This window comes from Shewanella sp. DC2-4, assembly GCF_013248875.1.
Classification (GTDB): Bacteria; Pseudomonadota; Gammaproteobacteria; order Enterobacterales; family Shewanellaceae; genus Shewanella; species Shewanella oncorhynchi.
This window is the reverse complement of record NZ_JABRVR010000002.1, coordinates 4,691,554-4,713,888: the sequence shown is the minus strand read 5'-3', so window position 1 is coordinate 4,713,888 and position 22,335 is coordinate 4,691,554. Positions and strand designations below refer to the sequence as shown.

The 22,335-nt window shown below is 46.5% G+C and carries 18 protein-coding genes and 2 pseudogenes; 7 read left to right on the top strand and 13 right to left on the bottom strand.

The annotated features are described in order from the left end of the window. The first annotated feature begins 69 nt into the window (after nt 1–69). Nucleotides 70–1,818 (top strand): urocanate reductase, encoded by a 1,749-nt coding sequence (urdA, locus tag HQQ92_RS21365; RefSeq protein WP_173248755.1) that lies wholly within the window; start codon nt 70–72, stop codon nt 1,816–1,818. Nucleotides 1,819–2,057: 239 nt separating this feature from the next. Then, complete coding sequence (nfuA, locus tag HQQ92_RS21360) at nt 2,058–2,636, top strand: Fe-S biogenesis protein NfuA (protein WP_006079591.1); 579 nt, start codon at nt 2,058–2,060, stop codon at nt 2,634–2,636. 84 nt (nt 2,637–2,720) lie between these two features. Here nfuA and HQQ92_RS23960 read toward each other — a convergent pair. Both HQQ92_RS23960 and HQQ92_RS21350 read right to left on the bottom strand, forming a co-directional pair. Next, nucleotides 2,721–4,658, bottom strand: a pseudogene (locus tag HQQ92_RS23960) (alpha/beta hydrolase family protein). Nucleotides 4,659–4,738: 80 nt separating this feature from the next. After that, entirely contained in the window at nt 4,739–6,106 is a 1,368-nt protein-coding gene (locus HQQ92_RS21350) for an MATE family efflux transporter (protein ID WP_173248230.1), read from the bottom strand. A gap of 22 nt (nt 6,107–6,128) precedes the next feature. Here HQQ92_RS21350 and HQQ92_RS21345 point away from each other — a divergent pair, with 22 nt between their 5' ends. Continuing rightward, nucleotides 6,129–7,175 carry a polysaccharide deacetylase family protein gene (locus HQQ92_RS21345; protein WP_105250650.1) on the top strand — a complete coding sequence of 349 codons (1,047 nt, stop codon included), beginning with the start codon at nt 6,129–6,131 and terminating at the stop codon, nt 7,173–7,175. Here the strand turns inward: HQQ92_RS21345 and HQQ92_RS21340 are convergent, their stop codons facing one another. The 5 genes from HQQ92_RS21340 to HQQ92_RS21320 all read right to left on the bottom strand — a co-directional run bounded on the left by HQQ92_RS21340 (nt 7,176) and on the right by HQQ92_RS21320 (nt 11,153). Beyond that, on the bottom strand, nt 7,176–7,808 hold the full coding sequence (locus HQQ92_RS21340) for an SCO family protein (protein ID WP_173248228.1): 633 nt from the start codon (nt 7,806–7,808) through the stop codon (nt 7,176–7,178). Between the two features lie 47 nt (nt 7,809–7,855). Further along, complete coding sequence (gene cyoE, locus HQQ92_RS21335; RefSeq protein WP_173248226.1) at nt 7,856–8,761, bottom strand: heme o synthase; 906 nt, start codon at nt 8,759–8,761, stop codon at nt 7,856–7,858. Nucleotides 8,762–8,775: 14 nt separating this feature from the next. Continuing rightward, nucleotides 8,776–9,753 carry a heme A synthase gene (locus HQQ92_RS21330; protein ID WP_173248224.1) on the bottom strand — a complete coding sequence of 326 codons (978 nt, stop codon included), beginning with the start codon at nt 9,751–9,753 and terminating at the stop codon, nt 8,776–8,778. Next, nucleotides 9,753–10,298: a hypothetical protein gene (locus HQQ92_RS21325; RefSeq protein WP_173248222.1), complete on the bottom strand. Its 546-nt coding sequence runs from the start codon at nt 10,296–10,298 to the stop codon at nt 9,753–9,755. Before HQQ92_RS21325 ends, HQQ92_RS21330 begins: the two co-directional genes overlap by 1 nt. Nucleotides 10,299–10,388: 90 nt before the next feature. Then, nucleotides 10,389–11,153, bottom strand: coding sequence for an SURF1 family protein (locus HQQ92_RS21320; protein WP_173248753.1), 765 nt, complete (start codon nt 11,151–11,153; stop codon nt 10,389–10,391). Here HQQ92_RS21320 and HQQ92_RS21315 point away from each other — a divergent pair. After that, nucleotides 11,152–11,370, top strand: a complete 219-nt coding sequence (locus HQQ92_RS21315) for a DUF2909 family protein (RefSeq protein ID WP_173248220.1) — start codon at nt 11,152–11,154, stop codon at nt 11,368–11,370. The genes HQQ92_RS21320 and HQQ92_RS21315 overlap by 2 nt on opposite strands. Nucleotides 11,371–11,374: 4 nt before the next feature. Here HQQ92_RS21315 and HQQ92_RS21310 read toward each other — a convergent pair whose 3' ends face one another. The 6 genes from HQQ92_RS21310 to lexA form a co-directional block, all read right to left on the bottom strand. Then, on the bottom strand, nt 11,375–12,250 hold the full coding sequence (locus HQQ92_RS21310) for a cytochrome c oxidase subunit 3 (RefSeq protein WP_173248218.1): 876 nt from the start codon (nt 12,248–12,250) through the stop codon (nt 11,375–11,377). Further along, nucleotides 12,247–12,828, bottom strand: a complete 582-nt coding sequence (locus HQQ92_RS21305; protein WP_105250643.1) for a cytochrome c oxidase assembly protein — start codon at nt 12,826–12,828, stop codon at nt 12,247–12,249. Before HQQ92_RS21305 ends, HQQ92_RS21310 begins: the two co-directional genes overlap by 4 nt. Nucleotide 12,829: 1 nt before the next feature. Further along, on the bottom strand, nt 12,830–14,422 hold the full coding sequence (gene ctaD / locus HQQ92_RS21300) for a cytochrome c oxidase subunit I (protein WP_105250642.1): 1,593 nt from the start codon (nt 14,420–14,422) through the stop codon (nt 12,830–12,832). 9 nt (nt 14,423–14,431) lie between these two features. Then, nucleotides 14,432–15,967, bottom strand: a complete 1,536-nt coding sequence (gene coxB, locus HQQ92_RS21295) for a cytochrome c oxidase subunit II (protein WP_173248216.1) — start codon at nt 15,965–15,967, stop codon at nt 14,432–14,434. 403 nt (nt 15,968–16,370) lie between these two features. Beyond that, complete coding sequence (locus tag HQQ92_RS21290; protein ID WP_173248214.1) at nt 16,371–16,883, bottom strand: cell division inhibitor SulA; 513 nt, start codon at nt 16,881–16,883, stop codon at nt 16,371–16,373. Continuing rightward, the gene (lexA, locus tag HQQ92_RS21285; protein ID WP_105250639.1) at nt 16,880–17,500 is read right to left on the bottom strand and encodes a transcriptional repressor LexA; all 621 of its coding nucleotides are present in this window, start codon (nt 17,498–17,500) and stop codon (nt 16,880–16,882) included. The genes HQQ92_RS21290 and lexA overlap by 4 nt, the downstream gene beginning before the upstream one ends. Before the next feature lie 160 nt (nt 17,501–17,660). Here lexA and plsB point away from each other — a divergent pair. The 3 genes and pseudogenes from plsB (at nt 17,661) to HQQ92_RS21270 (ending at nt 22,263) form a co-directional block, all read left to right on the top strand. After that, a pseudogene (gene plsB, locus HQQ92_RS21280) lies at nt 17,661–20,085 on the top strand (glycerol-3-phosphate 1-O-acyltransferase PlsB). Further along, nucleotides 20,085–21,341, top strand: coding sequence for a tryptophan permease (gene mtr / locus HQQ92_RS21275; RefSeq protein WP_131524814.1), 1,257 nt, complete (start codon nt 20,085–20,087; stop codon nt 21,339–21,341). The pseudogene plsB and the gene mtr overlap by 1 nt, the downstream one beginning before the upstream one ends. A gap of 148 nt (nt 21,342–21,489) precedes the next feature. Continuing rightward, nucleotides 21,490–22,263, top strand: a complete 774-nt coding sequence (locus tag HQQ92_RS21270; RefSeq protein WP_173248212.1) for a VOC family protein — start codon at nt 21,490–21,492, stop codon at nt 22,261–22,263. Nucleotides 22,264–22,335: the final 72 nt, after the last annotated feature.

Genomic DNA, 22,335 nt, shown 5'->3' with positions numbered 1-22,335 from the left:
AGCGCTTTAATCGCTTTCTGTTGCTTGCTTTTAAGTCATGAATATATTTATTCATAGGTGGAAAAAATGATGTTATCAAAAAAAAATATTTTAAGTGTCGGAGTGAGTACGGCAATTGTCATTACAGGTTGCCAAGTCACACATCAAATAGTAAAAAGTCAAGGTACTGCCCAGGGTAAGCATGGCGAAGTGCAGGTCGAAACCACATTCAAAGACGGACACATTGTGGCGATTGATGTACTAAAGCAAAAGGAAAATAAGGTCCTTGCTGGTGCCGTATTTAAAGATGTTAAACAGGCGATTATTGATAATAACTCTATCGAGGTTGACGGTATTGCAGGCGCAACCGTAACGTCTAAAGCGCTTAAAGAAGCCGTGGGTAAAAGTATTGAAGCCGCAGGTGTTACGTTAGTTGCTGTCGCTTCAGCTAAAAAAAATGAAGCATTAACGCCAGCAGAATATACCTATGATGTGGTGATTATTGGCTCGGGTGGTGCAGGTTTCAGTGCTGGTTTAGAGGCTATGGCCGCAGGCCGCTCCGCCGTTATTATTGAAAAGATGCCTATTATTGGTGGTAACTCATTGATCTCGGGTGCTGAGATGAATGTGGCCGGTAGTTGGGTACAAAAAAATATGGGTGTTACCGATAGCAAAGACCTGTTTATTAGCGACACGCTAAAAGGCGGCGATTTCAAAGGTGACCCTGAAATGGTTAAGACCATGGTCGATAATGCGGTTGATGCAGCTGAGTGGTTAAGGGATTACGTCAAAGTAGAATTTTACCCAGATCAATTATTTCAGTTTGGTGGACACAGCGTGAAACGAGCGCTAATCCCTAAAGGTCATACCGGAGCAGAGGTGATCAGCAAGTTTTCTATTAAAGCTGAAGAAGTTGGCTTACCAATTCATACCAATACTAAGGCTGAAAAGTTAATTCAAGATCAAACGGGCCGAATTGTGGGTGTAGAAGCGACTCATAATGGCAAAACGGTAACATACTATGCAAAACGTGGTGTTGTGATTGCCACGGGTGGCTTCTCGTCTAACATGGAAATGCGTAAAAAATATAACCCAGAGTTAGATGAACGATATGGCAGCACTGGTCATTCAGGTGGTACTGGTGACGGTATTGTGATGGCAGAAAAAATACATGCAGCAGCTAAAAATATGGGATATATCCAGTCATATCCCATTTGTAGCCCAACCTCGGGCGCGATTGCCTTGATTGCAGACTCTCGCTTCTTTGGTGCAGTGTTAATCAACCAGAAGGGTGAGCGCTTTGTTGAAGAATTGGAACGCCGAGATGTGATTTCACAGGCCATTCTAGCCCAACCAGGCCGTTATACTTATGTGCTCTGGAACCAAGCTATTGAAGATGTTGCCCATACTGTTGAAATGCATCAAGGTGAACTGAAGGAATTCACAAAAGACGGGCTAATGTATAAGGTCGACACCCTAGAAGAAGCCGCTAAAGTCTTTAATATTCCTGAAGATAAGCTGTTATTAACGATTAAAGACGTTAATCGTTATGCCGCAACAGGAAAGGATGAAGCCTTTAATCATCGCTCAGGATTAGTCGATTTAAGTAAAGGACCTTATTGGATTTTAAAAGCGACACCTTCTGTGCACCATACTATGGGTGGACTAGCGGTTGATACACGTACTCGTGTACTTGATGAACAAGGAAAGGTGATTCCGGGATTGTTTGCTGCGGGTGAAGTGACTGGTTTAACCCATGGAACCAATCGACTCGGTGGAAATGCTTACACTGATATCATTGTCTTTGGTCGTATCGCGGGACAAGAAGCGGCTAAATAGTTTGTATTTTATGTCTGGCTTAAAGCGACCCAATTGGGTCGCTTTTGTTTGTAAATGATGGTGTTCACTCGCGTACAACACATTCGTTTAAAGCTTGTTTATGATGAATAAATCGTGATCGCTATGGCAAAAATCCATAAACTTGCTATCCAAAGGACTACAAAGCGAAGGTGAGTCGGAGTATCATACGGCTAATTCTTACTAAAACACTCAGGTATCCCCTGACGGAGCAGGTTTTCATGATTACCATTTCCGATGCGGCTCAAGCCCATTTTGTTAAGTTGTTAGCAGATCAACCTGAAGGCACTCATATTCGCGTATTTGTGATCAGTCCTGGTACCTCGCAAGCCGAGTGTGGTGTGTCTTATTGTCCACCGGATGCAGTGGAAAGTGATGATATTGAAATCGAGTTCACTGGCTTCAATGCTATGGTCGATGAGAAGAGTGCACCTTTCCTTGAAGATGCCACTATCGATTTTGTGACTGACCAATTAGGTTCACAACTCACGCTCAAAGCACCTAACGCAAAAATGCGTAAAGTGTCTGGTGATGCACCTTTAGTCGAGCGTATCGAATACGTGATCCAATCTGAAATCAACCCTCAGTTAGCCGGCCATGGTGGTAATATCATGCTGGTTGAAATCACCAAAGAAGGTGTAGCCGTACTGCAGTTCGGCGGTGGTTGTAACGGTTGTTCTCAAGTTGATATCACCCTAAAGGATGGTATCGAAAAACAATTGTTAGACATGTTCCCAGGTGAGTTGACTGGCGTACGTGACGTGACAGATCACCAACATGGTGAACATTCTTACGCTTAATCTTGTTTGTTAAGCGGAATGAAAAACGCGACCTTAGAGTCGCGTTTTTTATATTTGGCTTCCGCTTTAAGTGCTGTTGTTAAGTTATAACTTAGGGTTAAGATTGTCAGCTAAGAACTTATCTAAGGCTTTAAACGTCGCGAGTCTGTTGTCGTTATTGCTCAGGTAATGATCACCATTTTCCAACTCAATATACTCCACTGGTTTATTCAGTGATTTGAGCTCGTCATACATTTCTCGGCTATGTTGAACCTTAACGACTCTGTCCTTATCGCCATGTAGCAGTAATACTGGGATGTTAATTTTATCTGCTTTACTGATAGGTGAGCGCTCATAGAGGGCATCGAGATCATCTCCTATTTGCTCTTTAACCACTTCATAGTTGGTATGTCTGCGGCTTGATTTTACTAGGTAGGCCACATCGGTCACACCAGCCACACTGATGGCGCAACGGTAAAGATCGGGAGTCATAGCTGCCCCCATTAAGGCCGCGTAACCACCATAACTCGCACCGGCAATACAAATGCGTTTGGGATCGCTAATCCCTTGAGCAATTAGGTAACGAGTCCCGTCTTCAACATCGTTTTGCATTTCGAGTCCCCAGCTTTTTAGGCCAGCCTTCATAAACTCATAGCCGTAACCTGCCGACCCCCTGAAATTCATTCGAAATACCGCATAACCCCGATTAGCGAAAAACTGTGCCCAGTAGTCAAAGCCGTTACTGTCGTAACTGATCGGGCCGCCATGGGGGAAAATAATCGTCGGTAGCTGTTTAGCTTCGAGTCCCTTTGGTACTGTTAGGTAAGCATCGATTTTGAGCTTATCCCTTGCTTCGTAAGTTAGATGTTGGGTGTTGGCGAGTAGCTCACTATTGAGCTTGCCGTATCTGTTCGCGATGGGATATAACGTTTTTTCGTCCCTATCGCCGAAATAATAAGTGCCAGGCTCGGTCGAGCTGGTGGAATACACTATGTAGCGGCGTTCATTTGCACTGAATTGAGTAATATAGTTGTGAGCATCGGGTAATACAGCCTTAAGACCATTTTGTAGTCCGACATATTCTGTTTCCCAGAAGGTGTATTCCTCGCCGTCGCCTTCACTGATACCAATGACTTTTTTCTTTAATTGCGAGTAGAGTAAATCCCCTTCGACGTCAGTTGCTTCATTGGCGTAAACCAACTCTTTTGTAAGATTAGGGTCGGTCAGGTTCACTTTAAAAATGGCTTCGAAACCTTGGTGATAGGCGCGAACGTAGAGGATATTAGGGTCTGCATCAAAACCTAATGGCCAAACAGTGTCCTCAGAAAAAGCTTTAAAGGTCCAAAGCAAGCGTGAATCACTCTTTTACTCGGCCTGTTCATAAATACGGTACTCAGTATCATCGTTGTAGATAGAAATTCGGACTTTGTGCTGCCTGTCGGTAATCCAACTGATGATCTTCTTTTTAGCATTTTGGGTGTAACTGGATTTCCCCTGCGCTAAATTGACTTTCAGAACGCTGTCTTCGCCTACGTTTTCGCCCATTCCGTCTAATGACAGTAAAATATTATCGGGATCATCTGGCATAAGATCGATAATTTGCCCCTGATGTTGCGGGATCCAATTAAGACGGTCTAAGACGCTGCGCGGAAGGACACTCGAGGTCTTTTTCGTGGTCAAATCATACTTAACAAGGCGGGTTTCGGTTGTAGGTGTACCGTAACGGTTAGCCGGAAACTTAGCACTAATCAGTAAGATATTATCGTTTGCCCACTGCAGAGACAGGCTGACAAATTTTTGGTTATCTGTGTGTAGCGGAATGCTTTTTTCGCCTGTTTCTATATCTTGGATACTAACGACAGTACCTTTGAGTTTGGCTTGATCGACCCGTACAACAGAAGCGATTTTTTTGCCATTAGGCGAGAGCTGCACAGAGCTAACATCTGGGATGCTTGCAAAGGCTTCAACGGGTAATTGTGGCGCAGTGTTGGCAACCGTATAGTTACATAGCCACAGCAATAGCAGCGGTAAAATCCTTTTCATTATCGATTCACATCTTTGTTACAATTGTAAAATCAACATAATAATGATTTTGAGATTAGTAAACTACTGTCTTTACAGATTTATTTATGTAAAAAGGCCTGACTGAAATAATAATGCCCCGCGAGCGTTAGGCTTCTGACGATCATAAAGACACTCATCGCGGCCCAGAGGGCATGGTTGCCTTGCTCTGGTAGTAATAGCAGCTGCAGTAAATACCATGTTGGGAAAAACGCGCCAAAGGTGGCGAGTATCATGCTATTGCGCATCACTTTTCCTTTAGCGGCACCTATGTAAACACCATCGAATAAATACGAGCTAAAGGACCATAAAGGCAAGAATATTAGCCAGATAAGATAGGTTTGCGCAGTGGCTCTGACCTCATTAATGCTGGTCAATAACGCGATAATATTACTGCCAAAAAGACTAAATACAGCGCAGAATCCTAGTGCCGTTATGGCCGACCAGCACCAAGCTAAGATCACAGCTTCCCTTAATTGTTCTGCCTGTTTTTGCCCATAGGCTCGACCGACTTCTGCCTCGGCATAATAGGCAATGCCATCGAGTGCATAGGAGATTAATAGCAGTAAATTCAATAACACGGCATTGGCCGCAACGGTATTATCACCTAGACCTGCACCATGGAATGTCATAAAGGCAAAAGCTGCCTGCAAACAGAGACTGCGGACAAAAATATCTGTGTTGAGCCTCAGTAATTTGCCATAACCCGTTAAGGTGACATGGGGAAATAGCTGAGATAAGTGAAACTCGGGTGCGCGCTTGAGTTGTTGTAACACCATAGTGAGTGCGACTGAGAAAGCGGTGATATCGGCAAATACTGAGGCGAGGGCAGCGCCCTTAACTCCCCAGCCCAAGCCGAGGACAAACACCACATCGAGAATAATATTGGCAAGGTTCGCTAAAATCAGCTGCCACATGGCGGCTTTAGGTTGTTGTCGCCCTAAGAGCCAACCTAACATCACTAAATTGAGCAGGGCGAAGGGCGTTGACCAAATCCGTACCTGAAAATACTCGCGGCAATAACGTTCGACCTCGCTACTCGCTTCGGATAATCCTAACGCTAAATTCAATATCGGGACTTGCAGTGCGATAACGCCTGCGCCCAATAACATTGCTAGCATAGCGCCTTGGACTAAGAGTTTGTGCTGGGCGTGAAGATCGTCAGCACCAAAGGCTTGCGCGACTAAACCTGTCGTCGCCATACGCAAAAATCCCAATAACCAAATGATTAATGTGATAATCGTTGACCCGACAGCGACTCCACCTAAATAATAGGCCTCACTCAGATGGCCTATAACAGCCGTATCGACTAAGCCCAAAAGCGGGATAGTGATATTGGAGAGTATCATCGGCAGGGCGAGCGCTAGTAACTGGCGATTTTTCGCGCCGTTGAGCATGAGGTCGAGCCAAGTTGATTTAGCAGTATTCATTAATTTCAGAGGTGTTCACATTATGGTTAAACGTGTGCTGTTGGCACTCATAGGGCTAATGACGTTTTCTGCCCATGCCGTGGTCATTCTGCAATATCACCATGTGTCAGAAACCACTCCGGCGGCAACCAGCGTTACGCCCGCGCAATTTCGTGAGCAAATGCAGTTTCTCGTCGATGACGGCTTTAAGGTGATCCCGCTTTCTAAAGTGGTTGAAGCGATCAAGCAAAAACAAGATTTACCCGCTAAAACAATCGCAATTACCTTCGATGATGGTTATCGCAGTATAGCGACTACGGCGCATCCTATCCTAAAGGAATTTGGATTCCCCTACACCTTGTTTGTGGCAATTGAGCCGATTAAACAAAAGTTTACCGAGATGATGACTTGGGATGAACTCATCACACTATCCAAGGAAGGCGCCGATATTGCTAATCACAGTTGGGCGCACGAACATTTGATCCGCTCCTTAGAAAACGAATCACAGGCGCAGTGGTTAGCGCGGATAAAAGCTAATATCTTAGATACAGAAAAAGCGATTGCAGATGCCACTGGGCACAATTTTAAAATGCTGGCGTATCCCTACGGTGAGTACAATCAAGCGTTGCAGGATATGTTAACTGAGAACGGCTTTGTCGCTTTTGGGCAACAGTCCGGTGCCGCCGGGCCCTATTCGCCATTAACGGCCCTGCCGCGTTTCCCCGTTGCTGGACAATATGCTGACCTAAAAAGCCTTAAGGCAAAGTTATACAGCTTAAATATGCCTGTGATTGCACAAACCCCAAGTGATCCTGAGTTAAAGGGTGGTCATTGGCGTCCAGAGCTTAAAGTGACCCTCGATATGAGTGATATCTCTGCTAAGCAAGTGATGTGTTACATCCAAGGTCAAGGCTCAAAACAGCCGACTTGGCTCAATGAAAACGAGTTTAGTGTTCAAGCGGATTTAGCCTTGCCTGCGGGGCGATCGCGTTATAACTGCACAGCGCCGAGTAAGGCGCGCAATGGCTACTATTGGTTTTCTCAGCCTTGGGTGAGGCCAAAGGACGATGGCTCTTGGGTTAAAGAGTGATCAACGGCTAGGTTTGTATTGCGCCACTATTTTTTCAAAATCGCTAATTAATTTATCATTTAATACCTGCGGCGGTTTGCCTAACGCTGCCGTAGGTTTAAATACCGCAACTCGCGTTCCCTGCGGCGACACCAATACATAACCCGCACTATGGTCGACTTGGTAATTCTCTCCTTCACCCACCATGGCATAAGTGAGTCCTAAGCTGCGGGTGAGGGGAAATATCTGCGTTTGTTCACCCGTTACAGCTTTAAACTCTGGATTGAAAAAATTCACATAGGTCAGGAGTTTATCCGGTGTGTCCCGTTTGGGGTCGACGGATAAAAACACCACCTGCAATGGCGCTATTTTGTTTAGATCAGGATAAGCCGCCGCAAGTTTATTTAAGGTCGTAGGGCAAATGTCGGGACAAAAGGTAAAACCGATAAAAAATAAGCTCCATTTTCCCTGCAAACTGGCATTGGTAAAAGCTTGCTTGTGTTGCTCAACCAATTCAAAGGGCGCTAATTCATAGGCCAGTGGAAACAGAAAACCGCTCTCTAACTCGATAGGTTTTGGGGGATTAAATTTCACCGCAAATAGGCCGCCAAGACCGAACAACAAAATGGCGATGACTAAAATTCTTTTCTGCATTATTCGCTCCATAAATACAGGTTAGCGCGACAAACTCGTTCCATACACTAGTTCCACAAATAGTGGTCTAGCAGTAATGCCATAAATAACAACATTAAATGGTAGATAGAGAAGCGGAACACTTGCATCGCCAAGCCATCATGATCCCGATATTTAAGTTGCCATGCTTTATAGATAAATCCCGTACTGAGTAAACTCGAGCTGACGAAATACACTGGCCCACACATACCAACCAGCACAGGTAACAGGCAAGCAATCGCCAGCAATACTGTGTAGAGCAAGATGCAGGTTTTCGTAAATTCGACACCGTGGGTGACTGGTAGCATGGGAATATCTACTTTGGCATATTCGGCGCGTCTGTGAATGGCCAGTGCCCAAAAATGTGGCGGCGTCCACGTAAAAATGATGATCACTAGCAATAACGCATGGCCGTGAAATTCGTTCGTCACTGCCGTCCATCCCAGCAGGGGTGGCATGGCTCCCGCAAGGCCGCCGATCACAATATTTTGTGATGTTGCGCGTTTCAAATAGGCAGTATAAACCAAGGCATAGCCAATCAGGCTGGCAAAGGTCAGCCAAGCTGTGAGTGGATTGACTAAGGAATATAAGACGATAAAGCCAAAACTACCTAAGCTAGCGGCGAAAATTAACGCGCGGGTGGCCGAAATGCGTCCCTTAGGCAATGGGCGATTGTAGGTGCGCGCCATTAAGCCATCAATACGGCGATCGATCAGATGATTGAGCGCCGCCGCTGAACCCGCCATCATAGCAATACCCAGCATACCGGCGATTAAAGGTTGAACGGGGACCGCATGGGGCACAGCAAGACACATGCCGACTAAGACAGTGAGCAGCATCAGTGCGACTACTTTAGGTTTGGTCATTTCAAAATAGGCGCGCCATGTTACGCTGAAAGTGGGCAGGCTACTGGTGATTGAGAGTGGTTTTGCCATCTTGGATCCCTCGCTTATGCTTTGCGCCATAAAAAATAGTTGATTGTGACTAAGGTCAGTAGCAGTAGTGCCGCACCACCGTTGTGAGACACGGCAATACCGAGTGGTAAATGCATCACTACGTTAGAAATACCTAAGCTCACTTGTAGTATGACTAGCCCCACTAATAAAAGGCTTAAAGCCTTAAGTCCCGTAGCGCCCACAAATAATCGGTAGGCGAGCACGAGTAACAAGCTGGCAGTGACGATAGCGCCAATTCTGTGGGCTACGTGGATAGTCATTCGTGCAGGGTAATCGAGCACCCCAAATTCGAAGCTAGGGTGTTGGCCTTGGAACGGTGAAAATGCCTCGGCTATTGCTAAGTTATCTACCCAATTTCCTTCACAGATAGGTAAAGAGGTGCAGGCGAGCGCCGCATAATTCGATGATGTCCAAGCGCCCAACATAATCTGACCCACAAGGACGAATAGGCTCACCAATGCTAACGGTGCGAGATGTCGAGTATGGGTTTCGCTATTAAATATACGCCGAGGTCGGGTTCGCAGGTAAAGGAGTAACAGCAGTGAGATTAGGCTAAAGCCACCAATAAGATGCGACATCACAATTATTGGCATGAGTTTCATAGTCACAGTCCACATGCCTAGCGCTCCTTGAAAGAGGATCAGCAGCACTATGATGATCGGCAACTTTTTGGGTGCTTCCGGTGTTTTTAAGCACAAAATTAAGATGAACAACACCAGTAAGCCAAGCCCGCCTGCGATATATCTGTGGATCATTTCCAGCCAAGCTTTCTCTGGATTGATATCGTGATCTGGGAATATAGTTTGCGCATGGGCGATTTCATGGTCTTGGGTGGGCACTTTAATATGGCCGTAGCAGCCTGGCCAATCGGGGCAGCCGAGCCCTGCATCCGATAGGCGAGTATAAGCGCCCATTAAAATCACCAATAGGGTAAAGACTAAGGTTAAGCGTAGGATCCAAGTTAGTTGCATCAATCTACCCTCGACAGTTTTAACAACTTACGCAGATCCGCAATCAGCGCCTTGCCTTGAGCTAAATGTGCTTCTTTGCCCTGCACTTGAGGGTAGCGCAGGACTAAGCTGCCTAAGGGATCGACTATGATTAGCTGCTGTTCATCTAACCATTTGCTTAAGCCTGCATTGGCGGGACGAGTATTGAAGTTAAAGGTGCTTAAGGCGTTAATATCGCTGTCGGGATGAGTGAGGATGAGCGGTTCTACTCGCGCCTGATCTGGCCCTAGCGCTGTGTGGCTTTGGCGCAAAATATACAGGCGTTCACGGCAAGCATCGTTGCATTTGGCGGGCAATAAATACAGTAGCTGCCATTCTTTGGGATTAGAATTTTCAACCCCAAGGCTGGCATAGCTGGTTTCGGGACTGATCAGCTCGCCATGATTGGTGGCACCGCCATGGTATAAATTGAGGCTCAGCACTAGCTTAGCAATCATTACGGGTGCAATAAACGCCAGCAGTAATAGCCCTAATGCTTTGTGTTTAGATTTGTTCTGGGAGTTCATGCTTGCTCCTCTCATTCAAATTATCCCTAATTTATTGTTTTATATTTATTTAGTTTTATTGGTGTCTTGCTAAGTATGGTACGAATTTCCCTATTTGCTCCTTGAGTTTGCGACTGTTTGGGCGCTATGGCGTTTTACATATTTAATCCCTTGCCACAGCATTAGCCCTGCAAATACGGCTGCCATCGAAAACCACTGCAACGCATAGCCCCAATGTTTTTGTGCCGACAGTGGGAAAGGTTGCCAAGGATGGGGCAATGTGAGGGAAGGTAATTGCTCTGGTTGCAACACGACAGGTAACACTGGGTGCCCTAATACCTTAGCCATTTCGGGCATATTTAAATTTTGAAAGCGAATACTTGTCCCTGTTTCTGCCATTAAAGCTTGGCTCAAGGGATTGATTTGCTTTTGATAAAGCCTGCCTTCGATATTTAATGCCCCGCTTAGGGGAGTGATGTGGGGTAACTCATCCCGATGGGAGCCTGAGGCAACAAAGCCTAACTCGACCAGCAACCAAGGTTTTTCAACTTCTACTTGCAATGGTTGGAAGGCTAAATAGCCCACTTGACCTTGATAGATTTGATTATCCAGCAGCCAGATTTGTGAGCTTGCGGGAGTGGCGCGTACTTGCAGTCGATAACCAGTCACACCTTCTTTGCCGACCTTGAGTTGGAGCTGCTCAAAATTTAATGGCAGCAAAGCTTGCCTTGCTTCCATCTGGGCTAAAAGCGTCGTTTTATCTTCACCACGGGCTAACTGCCATAAACCCAACTTGACCAATATAGTTAATACAGCCACAGTCAATATCAGTAGAAAAACCGTTAATTTATTCAGCAGAACATGAGGATATTGTATGAATAGCCTGTTCATTTTTAAGTTGGTCTTAGTTCTGCTGTTGCTATTCATCATTTTTAATCTAGGTCGCGCCTTGTTTATTCTGGTGAAAGGTGATGAAAAAGTGCCTATGAGCCGTTATCTTGGGCGGCGAGTGATTTTCTCCGTGCTCGTTATCTTGTTATTGCTGGTGGCCTTAGGGACTGGGTTAATTAGCCCCAATCCCACGCCTTACTAAAGCACTAGAGAACGTAAACGAAAATAAACAAACACAGCCAGACCACATCCACAAAGTGCCAATACCAACTCCCCGCTTGGAACGCAAAATGTTTATCTGCGCTAAAGTGCCCCTTCAACACTCTGAAAAACAACACGAATAAAAAGAGCGTCCCCAGTGTGACATGCATGCCGTGAAAGCCAGTTAACAGGAAGAAGGTGTTGCCATAAATCCCCGAGGTTAAGGTGAGTCCCATCTCCTGATAGGCGTGGATATACTCTTCAGCCTGCAAGGCAAGGAACCCCATCCCTAAGAGTATGGTGATACCAAGCCAGAGAGTAATGGCAGAACGTTTACCTTTTTCTAGGCTGACATGGGCGAAATGTAAGGTAACTGAGGAGGTTAGCAGTACGATAGTGTTGATTAATGGCAGTCCAGTCCATGGCATAGCTTGGGTTTTAGTGCCATCTGGCGTAGTAATTAGCGGCCAAATAGCTTCAAACTGAGGCCAGAGCACTTCGTGGGTCATGGCATTATTCGATGCGCCACCGAGCCAAGGCACTGCGAACATGCGGGCATAAAATAGTGCCCCGAAAAAAGCCCCGAAAAACATGACTTCCGAAAAAATAAACCAGCTCATACCTTGGCGAAACGATCGATCCATTTGGCTAGAATAGAGCCCTGCCATCGACTCTTGGATCACGGTTCTAAACCAACCCACCAGCATGAATAGGATCACAGCGATCCCAACCAGCAGCACATAACCGCCACCAGATGCACCTGATTTCAACTGTTGCACGAAAAGGCCTGCACCAGAGGCGATTAAGAACAAGCCAATGGCACCTACAATAGGCCAGACACTTTGGGATGGAACGTAGTAAGTCTGATGTTTCGTTGTCATTTTGCAGCTCCTTGCTCTATGGCAGACGCTAACTGCTTGTCGGTAATGTCGTAGAGAGTGTAAGAGAGGGTCAGAGTGTGGATAGACTCAGGTAACTGAGGATCCACATAGAAAATGAGCGGCAGCTCAGCGCTAGTGTCCGCCGCTAAGGGTTGTTGATTAAAGCAAAAGCATTCTGTTTTATTAAAATAAGCGGCACCTTGGCCGGGCGAAACTGAAGGTATCGCTTGGCCAATAGTTGCTTTAGCGGACATATTGCGCGCCAAAAATGCCGTATGGATTAGCTCGCCAGGGTGAACTTCGAGCCGTTTGGTTTGTGGCGCAAATGTCCATGGCATGCCTGTTTGTACCTGAGAAATAAATTCTACAGTCACTATTCGGCTTGTATCTACTGTGATTGCTTGATAACTACTCGCGGTATTGGAGGGTTTTCCATTGATACCGAGTTGCTCGCACAACACATCGTAGAGCGGCACCAGCGCGAATCCAAAGCCAAACATTCCAATACAGCCGATAACTAACATGCTGATAAGTTTACGATTTGACTTAGGTTTATCTTGCTGGTGTTGGGTTGCCATTTCATTTCACCTCAGGTGGTGTCGTGAAGGAGTGGTAAGGTGCAGGGCTTGGCAATGTCCACTCTAAACCCTCGGAACCTTCCCAAGGTTTAGCGGGGGCTTTTTCGCCGCCACGGATGCACTTAATTACTAATACTAAGAAAATCAATTGCGATAAGCCGAAGGCGAACCCACCAATCGAGACGATTTGATTAACATCGGCAAATTGAATCGAGTAGTCAGGGATACGCCTTGGCATTCCTGCCAGCCCAAGGAAATGCATCGGGAAAAATAGCACATTGACTGAAATCACCGAGCACCAGAAATGCCATTGTCCCAGTCGTTCGTTGTACATGTGTCCCGTCCACTTAGGTAGCCAGTAATAGGCCGCTGCCATGATGGAGAAAATCGCACCAGTCACGAGCACATAATGGAAATGTGCCACAACAAAATAAGTATCGTGGTACTGGAAGTCGGCGGGTGTAATGGCGAGCATTAATCCCGAAAAACCGCCAATAGTGAAGAGTATGATAAAGGCTACAGCAAACAGCATGGGCGTTTCGAAACTGAGTGAGCCGCGCCACATAGTGGCAACCCAGTTAAACACTTTCACTCCAGTTGGCACTGCAATCAACATAGTGCAATACATGAAGAACAGCTCGGCAAACACAGGCATACCTGTGGTGAACATATGGTGCGCCCACACGAGGAACGACAGAATTGCAATACTAGCCGTAGCATAAACCATGGATGCATAGCCAAATAAGGGTTTACGACTGAAGGCTGGGACTATGGCAGAGATGATGCCAAAGGACGGCAAGATCATGATGTAGACTTCAGGGTGGCCGAAGAACCAGAAAATATGCTGGAACATCACAGGATCGCCGCCGCCAGCCGCATCGAAGAAACTCGTGCCGAAAAACTTATCTGTCAGCACCATAGTCACTGCGCCAGCGAGTACGGGCATAACCGCGATCAGTAGGAATGCCGTGATAAGCCAAGTCCACACAAACAATGGTAACTTCATCCATGTCATGCCTGGCGCGCGTAAATTCACTATGGTCACAATCACGTTGATTGCGCCCATGATCGAACTTATCCCCATGATGTGAATAGAAAATACAAAGAGCGCCGTGCTATCTGGACTATAAGTTGTTGATAGTGGTGCGTAGAAGGTCCAACCAAAGTTAGGTCCGCCACCTTCCATAAATAGCGAACTGAGAAGGATAGTGAAGGCGAAGGGGAGTATCCAAAAACTCCAGTTATTCATCCGTGGCAGCGCCATATCGGGCGCCCCTATCATCATAGGGATCAGCCAGTTAGCGAGCCCTGTAAAGGCTGGCATTACCGCACCGAATACCATGATCAGCCCATGAACAGTTGTCATTTGGTTGAAAAAGTTGGGCTCGACCAATTGTAATCCAGGTTGAAAGAGTTCAGCGCGGATCACCATGGCCATAGCGCCACCGGTTAAGAACATAATGAAGCTGAACCATAAATACAAAGTACCTATGTCTTTATGGTTGGTGGTTAGCAGCCAGCGCATGATGCCCTTTGGCGCACCATGATGATGGTCATCATGGGCTGCGGTTTGATCTTGAGTCGTTGTGCTCATCATTATCCCCTACTGTCCATGACTTGCGATATCAGCAGGTTGCACTGTATCGCCGGTATTGTTGCCCCAAGCATTGCGTTCATAGGTAATGACTGCTGCAAGTTGTTGTGGGCTAAGCTGTTTGCCAAATGCCTGCATAGCCGTGCCTGTTTTACCGTGCATCACAATATCGATGTGATTGGCGACTGGTCCAATGGCGATAGCGCTACCCACTAGCGCGGGGAAGGCGGGTGGTATTCCTGCACCTGTCACTTGATGGCAGGCAGCACAGAAGGTCGCGTAGACAGTTTCACCTTCGGCCATGAGGGCGTCATGGCTGAGTGTGGGGAGGCTTGCGGGATCGACTGCAGCTGAGACGTCTGTTGCAGGCGCGGGTGTCGGGGTTATACTGCTTGGTACCGCGGCGGATGTTTGTGCAGAATTGCCGTTCATGTACTCGTTGACGTCTTTGGCTTGCACTGCATCGCCAGTATTATTGCCCCAAGCATTACGCTCGTAGGTAGTCACTGCCGCGATTTCTTGTGCGGTCAATTGCTTACTAAACGCTTGCATGGCAGTACCCGTTTTACCGTTGAGCACAATTTCAAGGTGACCGCTGAGTGGTCCCGTTGCAATCGGGCTACCTTTAAGGTGCGGAAATACGCCTTGCAACCCTTCGCCATTGGGCTGGTGGCAGGCTGCGCAGTGCCCGAGGTAAACTTGTTCACCTTGAGTCATCAACTCTTCTTTACTTAGGGTTTGTGATAAAGCGGCTTGAGCGGCTTCAGCCGCAGCACCTGCGGCTTGTTTCTGCTCTGTGACCCAAGCCTCAAACTCGGCTTCGGGTAACGCTTGTACTACGATAGGCATAAAACCATGGTCTTTACCGCAGAGCTCGGCGCATTGACCACGGTAAATGCCGGGTTTGTCGATGCGAGTCCAGGCCTCATTGATAAATCCTGGATTGGCATCTTTCTTAATTGCAAAGGCGGGCACCCACCAAGAATGGATGACATCCTCTGAAGTCATCAGAAAGCGGATTTTGCGGTTTATCGGTAGAACGAGCGGTTTATCGACTTCCAATAGATAGTTTTCACCCTTGGTTTCGGTGCCTTCGATTTGTGCTCTGGGTGTTGTCAGTATGCTATAAAAATCAATATCTTGATCGAAATAGCTGTAATGCCATTTCCATTGGGAACCCGTGACTTTTACGGTGAGATCGGCGTTGCTGGGATCTTCCATTGCGATTAAAGTTTTTGTCGCTGGAATCGCCATTAAGATCAAAATGATAAATGGCAGAATCGTCCAAGCGATTTCAACTTTAGTGCTTTCGTGAAAGTGGGACGCGACAGCGCCTTTGGATTTTCTGTGGTTGATCATGGCGTAAATCATGACGCCAAAGACCACTAGGCCTATTGCGCAGCAGATATACAAGATGGTCATGTGCAAGTGATAAACCTTGCCACTGATCTCGGTCACGCCAGGGGTCATGTTGAACCGCATGTCTGCGGCGGTCAACGGTGGTGCGAAAAGCACCACGAGTAAACAATACAACAATTGCTTCACAAGACTTCTCCTCTGCCAATTGCGAATAGCAACTACAAAGAAGAGCAACACAGTAAGTCTCAACTCTATGCAAACTCTTCAGTTCCCAAAAAAGCTTTTTTGACTTCAACGTGCGTTGGCGGCTGTTACTTTTAATCAAGTATTGTTACTGCTGGTAATTAGCCACGCTGGCACATACTGCTGAAATAAATCTGTTCTCTATTTTTAGTGGCGCTTCGAGTTCGATAAATACTCGATTCATTGACCACGGTGGGTGATATATCATCACCGACTTAATCAACCATACTTGCTGTTTAAATATTGATCAAGATCACTTATTTATCTAATTATCTGAAAAATTGCCAAAAAAAAGCCTCACATTCATAGGTGAGGCGGCTTTCAAGGTAAAAAATTAAATGAATATTTAGTGTACAGCGCTAAAAAAAGATTGCTGGCCGAAGAGATTGCCTTGCTCAATACGTACGTCTGCATGTAAGTGACTGTTTACGTCTTCAAGCACTATGCCCATAGCTCTGGCACTTTTAGCCACGATTTGTAGGCGTCGATTATCCCGCGCATCTAATGATTGAGTCCAAGTAATGACTGCACTGGACGTACCACTTGTCAGGGCTTTTTCCATCGCCCACAGGGTTTCGACTTCATCTTTAGCATGTACCAGCAAAACTCTATCCATACGCACACCCGCGTTAGCGAGCGTTTGCTTGTAGCCAATACTTGGTGGGTTGATGAGCACTAACCAACGGCCCTGTTGGCTTAACTGAGCGAGTTGTGCACTCAGATGAATTAATTCTTGGCGACCTTGAGTCTTAGTTGGCATGCAGGCGATAGGCGCATGGTGCCAGTCATAGTCGGCATCACGGACTTCATCGAGCCACAAGCCCGGATGGCGGGGGGCATTGCCAAGTAGTTTATTCATAGCCAATCTCCATTACGGATCACACCGACGGCGAGTCCTTCAATTGTTAAACTTTGGAAGCCTAAATCCACTTTAATCGGGGAGTAATCTTCATTTTCGGCATGTAGATAGACCACATTACCTTTTTTTTCGAAACGTTTAACAGTGACATCGTCATCGACTCTAGCGACAACCACTTGACCATTTCTAGCTTGTTCTACTTTATGAACTGCCAGTAAATCACCTTCGAGAATGCCGATATTTTTCATGCTGTCGCCTTTTACTCGCAGTAAAAAATCGGCGGCGGGATGGAACATGCTTGGGTCGACTTGGTAGTACTGTTCAACATGTTCTTGGGCGAGGATAGGTTCACCTGCGGCCACTTGGCCGATGAGCGGTAAACCTGTTTCAGTCAAATCTTCGATTTCCGCAGGCAGACGAATGCCCCGAGATGTGCCAGGCATGATCTCAATGCAGCCCTTTTTCGCCAACGCTTTAAGGTGTTCTTCAGCCGCATTGGCGCTCTTAAAACCTAAACGGGTTGCGATTTCTGCCCGAGTGGGTGGCATGCCAGTATCGGCAATATTTCGTTTAATTAGCTCTAAAATTTCAGCTTGGCGTGGCGTCAAAGGTCTCATGGTGTTTCCTGTTTTTCTATACAGTTACTGTTAGTATATACAGTATTATTTGCAGCGCAAGTATTAACCACTTTTTAGCTATGTTGGAGAGAATTAGCGAATATTGCCCATAGTCTGGTATTCTATCGGGCTAGTAAACGCACTTAATTGCATAAGAATAATGCCTAAACACGACTCTCTTTGGTTGAAATCATTACGTTGGATCCAAAAACACTTAGTGCACACTATTGTGGTGCCTCAGGATCCCTTTGCCGATCTGAATCTGGATGCTTCCAGACCCCTTGTTTATGTGATGAAAACAGAATCCCTCACTGACATCGCTGCTTTGAGCGAAATAACGGCTAAGTTAGGCTTACCAAGCCCTTATGAGCCTCTAGTGGCTAATGGTGTGATTGCGCCTCGGGTTGTCTGTCTTCAAGGACGTAAGCCACTGTTTGGCGAACGTGCTGGTAATGAGCCTTTCCTCGAATGCTTTATGCGTTTGTTAGCCGTGCATAAGGAACGTCCTGAATTGGATATTCAACTTGTGCCCGTGAGCTTGTATTGGGGTCGAACGCCGAGGGAAAGAAGACGACACTATGAAGGCGGCCGTATTTGAGCGGGAAAACCCGACTTGGCTACGCAAGTGCTTGATGATTCTGTTCTTAGGTCGACATAACTTCGTGCAGTTTTCGAATGCCGTATCCCTGCGTTACATGGCTGACGAACATGGCACCGACATGGGGATTGCCCATAAGTTAGCACGGGTTGCGCGCGTGCATTTCCGTCGTCAACGTAAGGTAATGACAGGGCCTGTGCTGCCAAACCGCCAAGCACTGTTTCATTCGTTGCTCAAATCTGAGTCGCTGCGCAAAGCGATTCAAGAAGAAGCCGCCAGTAAAAAGATTTCTGAGACCCAAGCGCGCGAGACGGCTATTGAGTATCTCGATGAAATCGCTGCCGATTACTCAGATAGTTTAGTGCGTATTGCTGAGCGTTTCTTAACTTGGCTGTGGAACAAGCTTTACAGCGGGATCAACATTAAAGGTGCCGAGCAAGTTCGCCAGCTGCACCACGACGGCCACGAAATTGTTTATGTGCCTTGCCATCGTAGCCACATGGATTACCTACTGTTATCGTATATTTTGTATTATCAAGGCATGGTTCCGCCGCACATTGCTGCTGGCATTAACCTCAATTTCTGGCCCGCGGGACCTATGTTCCGTCGCGGTGGTGCCTTCTTCATCCGCCGTAGTTTTAATGGTAACAAGCTGTACACCGCAGTATTTCGTGAGTATTTAGATCAGCTGTTTGCTAAAGGTTATTCAGTGGAATACTTCTCCGAAGGTGGCCGTTCACGTACTGGCCGTCTGTTGGCGCCGAAAACTGGCATGATCGCCATGACGATGAACAGCGTACTGCGCGGTATTGAACGTCCTGTCACACTTGTGCCTGTGTATTTAGGCTATGACCATGTGATGGAAGTGGCGACTTACCATAAAGAGTTAAGCGGTAAGAAAAAGAAAAAAGAATCTGTGTGGCAGGTGTTCGGTGCCATTCGCAAATTAGGTAATTTTGGCCAAGGTTATGTGAATTTTGGCGAGCCTATTACCCTGCAAAATTTCTTAAATGAGCGTGCGCCAAACTGGCGTGCTGAGTTGGCCGATGATCCCGAGCAGAAACCAAGTTGGTTAACGCCAGCGGTAAACGTGCTGGCTAATCGGGTGATGACGCGTATCAATGATGCCGCAGCCGCGAGTTCTGTGACTTTGACTAGCTTAGTTTTACTGGCGACAGATCAAAACGCCTTAGAACGTAGTCTGCTGGAGCGTCAGCTTGATTTGTATCTGACCCTACTCAAAAAAGTGCCTTACACTTCTTATACATCTGTTGCCGAAGGTGATGGTAAGCATTTAGTGCAGCAAGGTTTAGAGCTGAACAAGTTTGTTGTTAGTGCCGATCCTTTAGGGGAAATAGTGTCTATTGAAGCGAGTCAGGCTGTGTCTATGACTTACTATCGTAACAATATCATTCACTTATTTATTGTTCCTTCATTAATTGCGAGTTGTTTAACCCATAATGAACAGATCCTGCGCCAGCAAGTGGTTTCAATCGTTGCCGATTTTTATCCACTGCTAAAAGCCGAACTCTTCATGGGAATTAAAGACTTACCAGCCTATGTTGAGCAAGTGCTGGATTTCCTGATTGGGCAAGATTTAGTGGTTGAGACTGATACCTTAACTGTCGTGCCTGAGCACTCAAGCCAATTATTGTTGTTAGCCAGTTCAGTGAGTGAAACTCTGCAACGCTACGCTATTATTTTCAATCTGTTAGCGAACAGACCTAAAATGGAGCGCTCAGAACTTGAGTCTGAGAGCCATTTACTCGCCCAGCGTTTAGGGGCTTTACATGGCATTACCGCGCCTGAGTTCTATGATAAAAAACTTTACGGCACCTTGAGCGTTAAGCTCAAAGAATTGGGATATCTGGCGGATAGTGAAGATAAGTCCAATATCAATCGCATACGAGATCAGGCCAATAGCTTATTACGTCCGTCAGTGAGACAAACGATAGTGGCGAGTGTCACCGCGGAGCACACAGTTTAATGGCAAATCATATGAATGCGGCTAAGCATAAGCCCGCAGGTAAGTCCTTGCTTGGTGGTGCCATGATTATTGCTGGCACTACCGTAGGTGCTGGAATGTTTTCTCTGCCCGTGGTCGGTGCAGGTATGTGGTTTGGCTATTCGATTTTAATGTTATTGGGTATTTGGTTTTGCATGTTGATGTCGGGCTTATTGTTGCTCGAAACCAATTTACATTTCGAACCCGGTGCTAGCTTCGATACCTTAAGCAAGCAAACTCTTGGGCAGTTTTGGCGGATAGTGAACGGCGTTTCTATCGCTTTCGTGTTGTATATTTTGACTTATGCCTATATCAGCGGCGGTGGTTCGATTGTGAATCACAGCTTGCAGGGCATGGGAATTGAGTTACCGCAAAGCGTGGCAGGGCTGGTGTTTGCCATAGTATTGGCGAGTATAGTATTGATCAGTACTAAAGCCGTGGATCGGATTACCACGATTATGCTCGGCGGTATGATCATTACCTTCTTCCTCGCGATCGGCAATTTATTGATCGAAATTGATGTGACTAAGTTGCTCGAACCCGATGGTAATAACCGTTTTTCACCTTATCTGTGGGCGGCGCTGCCCTTTGGTCTCGCCAGCTTCGGCTACCATGGTAACGTTCCCAGCTTAGTGAAGTATTACGGCAAAGATTCCTCCACCATTATCAAGGCGATTTTCGTCGGCACCTTTATCGCGCTGGTGATTTATGCCTGTTGGTTAGTGGCGACTATGGGCAATATTCCCCGCAGCCAGTTTATCGACATTATTGCCCAAGGCGGCAATATGGGTGTGTTGGTGGGCGCTTTGTCTGAGGTGATGGCGAGTAGCTGGTTAAACAGTATGTTGACCCTGTTTGCTAACTTAGCCGTGGCTTCATCTTTCTTAGGGGTGACCTTAGGTCTGTTCGATTATCTCGCCGATTTGTTTGGTTTTGATGATTCACGCTCTGGCCGAATGAAAACCGCGTTAGTGACCTTTGTGCCGCCGACGATTTTAGGATTATTGTTCCCCGATGGCTTCTTAGTAGCGATTGGCTTTGCGGCATTAGCGGCAACTGTGTGGGCGGTAATTGTCCCGGCGCTGATGGCTTATAAATCGCGGCAGTTGTTCCCCGATAGCACAGGTTTTAGAGTGATAGGCGGTACACCGCTGATTATTCTTGTGGTGTTATTTGGCATAGTCACAGGTGCATGTCATCTGCTCGCGATGGCAAATTTACTGCCGCAATATTCCTAATTTGTTGTGATGATTTAAGCCCTCTATGTGAGGGCTTTTTTGTCTTTAGTGGTTGAGTTTTGTCTTGCAGATCTTTTTAACCTGAATACTGGACAGAAATACAAACTCAGGCTTAACTCGAATGATTGTTAAGACAAAGGAGCCGATAATGAAAATGACTCAGTACGCACAAGGACATGCATGTTGGGTTGAACTTGCAAGCCATGATTGGCAGGGAGCAACAGCATTTTACCAAGCGTTATTTGGTTGGAACTCGGTTGAAATGCCCATCCCTGAAGGTCACTTTTCGCTATTTAATTTAGCGGGAGATGACTTAGGCGCCATGTATCAAATCCCTGAGTCAGAAGCACATATCCCCAGCCACTGGCGTATCTACTTTGCCGTCGATGATATCGATGCCAGCATTGCAGCGATTCAAGCGGCGGGCGGCCAAGTGCACATGGGGCCGCATATTGTGGGTGATGCGGGCGTGATGGCGCAGGTCAGCGATCCTGAAGGCGCACGCTTTGCTTTATGGCAAGCGAAGAACCACATAGGTGCTCGCCGTCAGGGTGAACTCAATACCCTTTGCTGGGTTGAGCTGGCTTGCAAAGAGCCGCGTACTGAAGAAGCCTTTTACTGCAAAATCTTCCCTTGGACCAACATACCAAGTGACATGCCTGACATTGAATACTCAGAATGGCAGCTTGATGGTCAATCCATCGGCGGCATGATGACGATAATGCCTGAATGGGGCGATATTTCTCCCCACTGGTTGCTCTATTTTGTGGTGGCGGATTGCGATGCGTTTGCTGAGAAAGCCCAAAGCTTAGGCGCGCAAGTGTGCATTCCGCCTAGTGATATCCCTGATGTGGGACGATTTTCTGTCATTGCTGACGCCCAAGGCGCTACCTTTGCGGTGATCAAGCTTAATCAGATGTGATTGCCATATTAAGTGCTGTCATTAAGGTTAAAAACGGCGATGCTAAATCGCCGTTTTTATTTGTCTAACCAT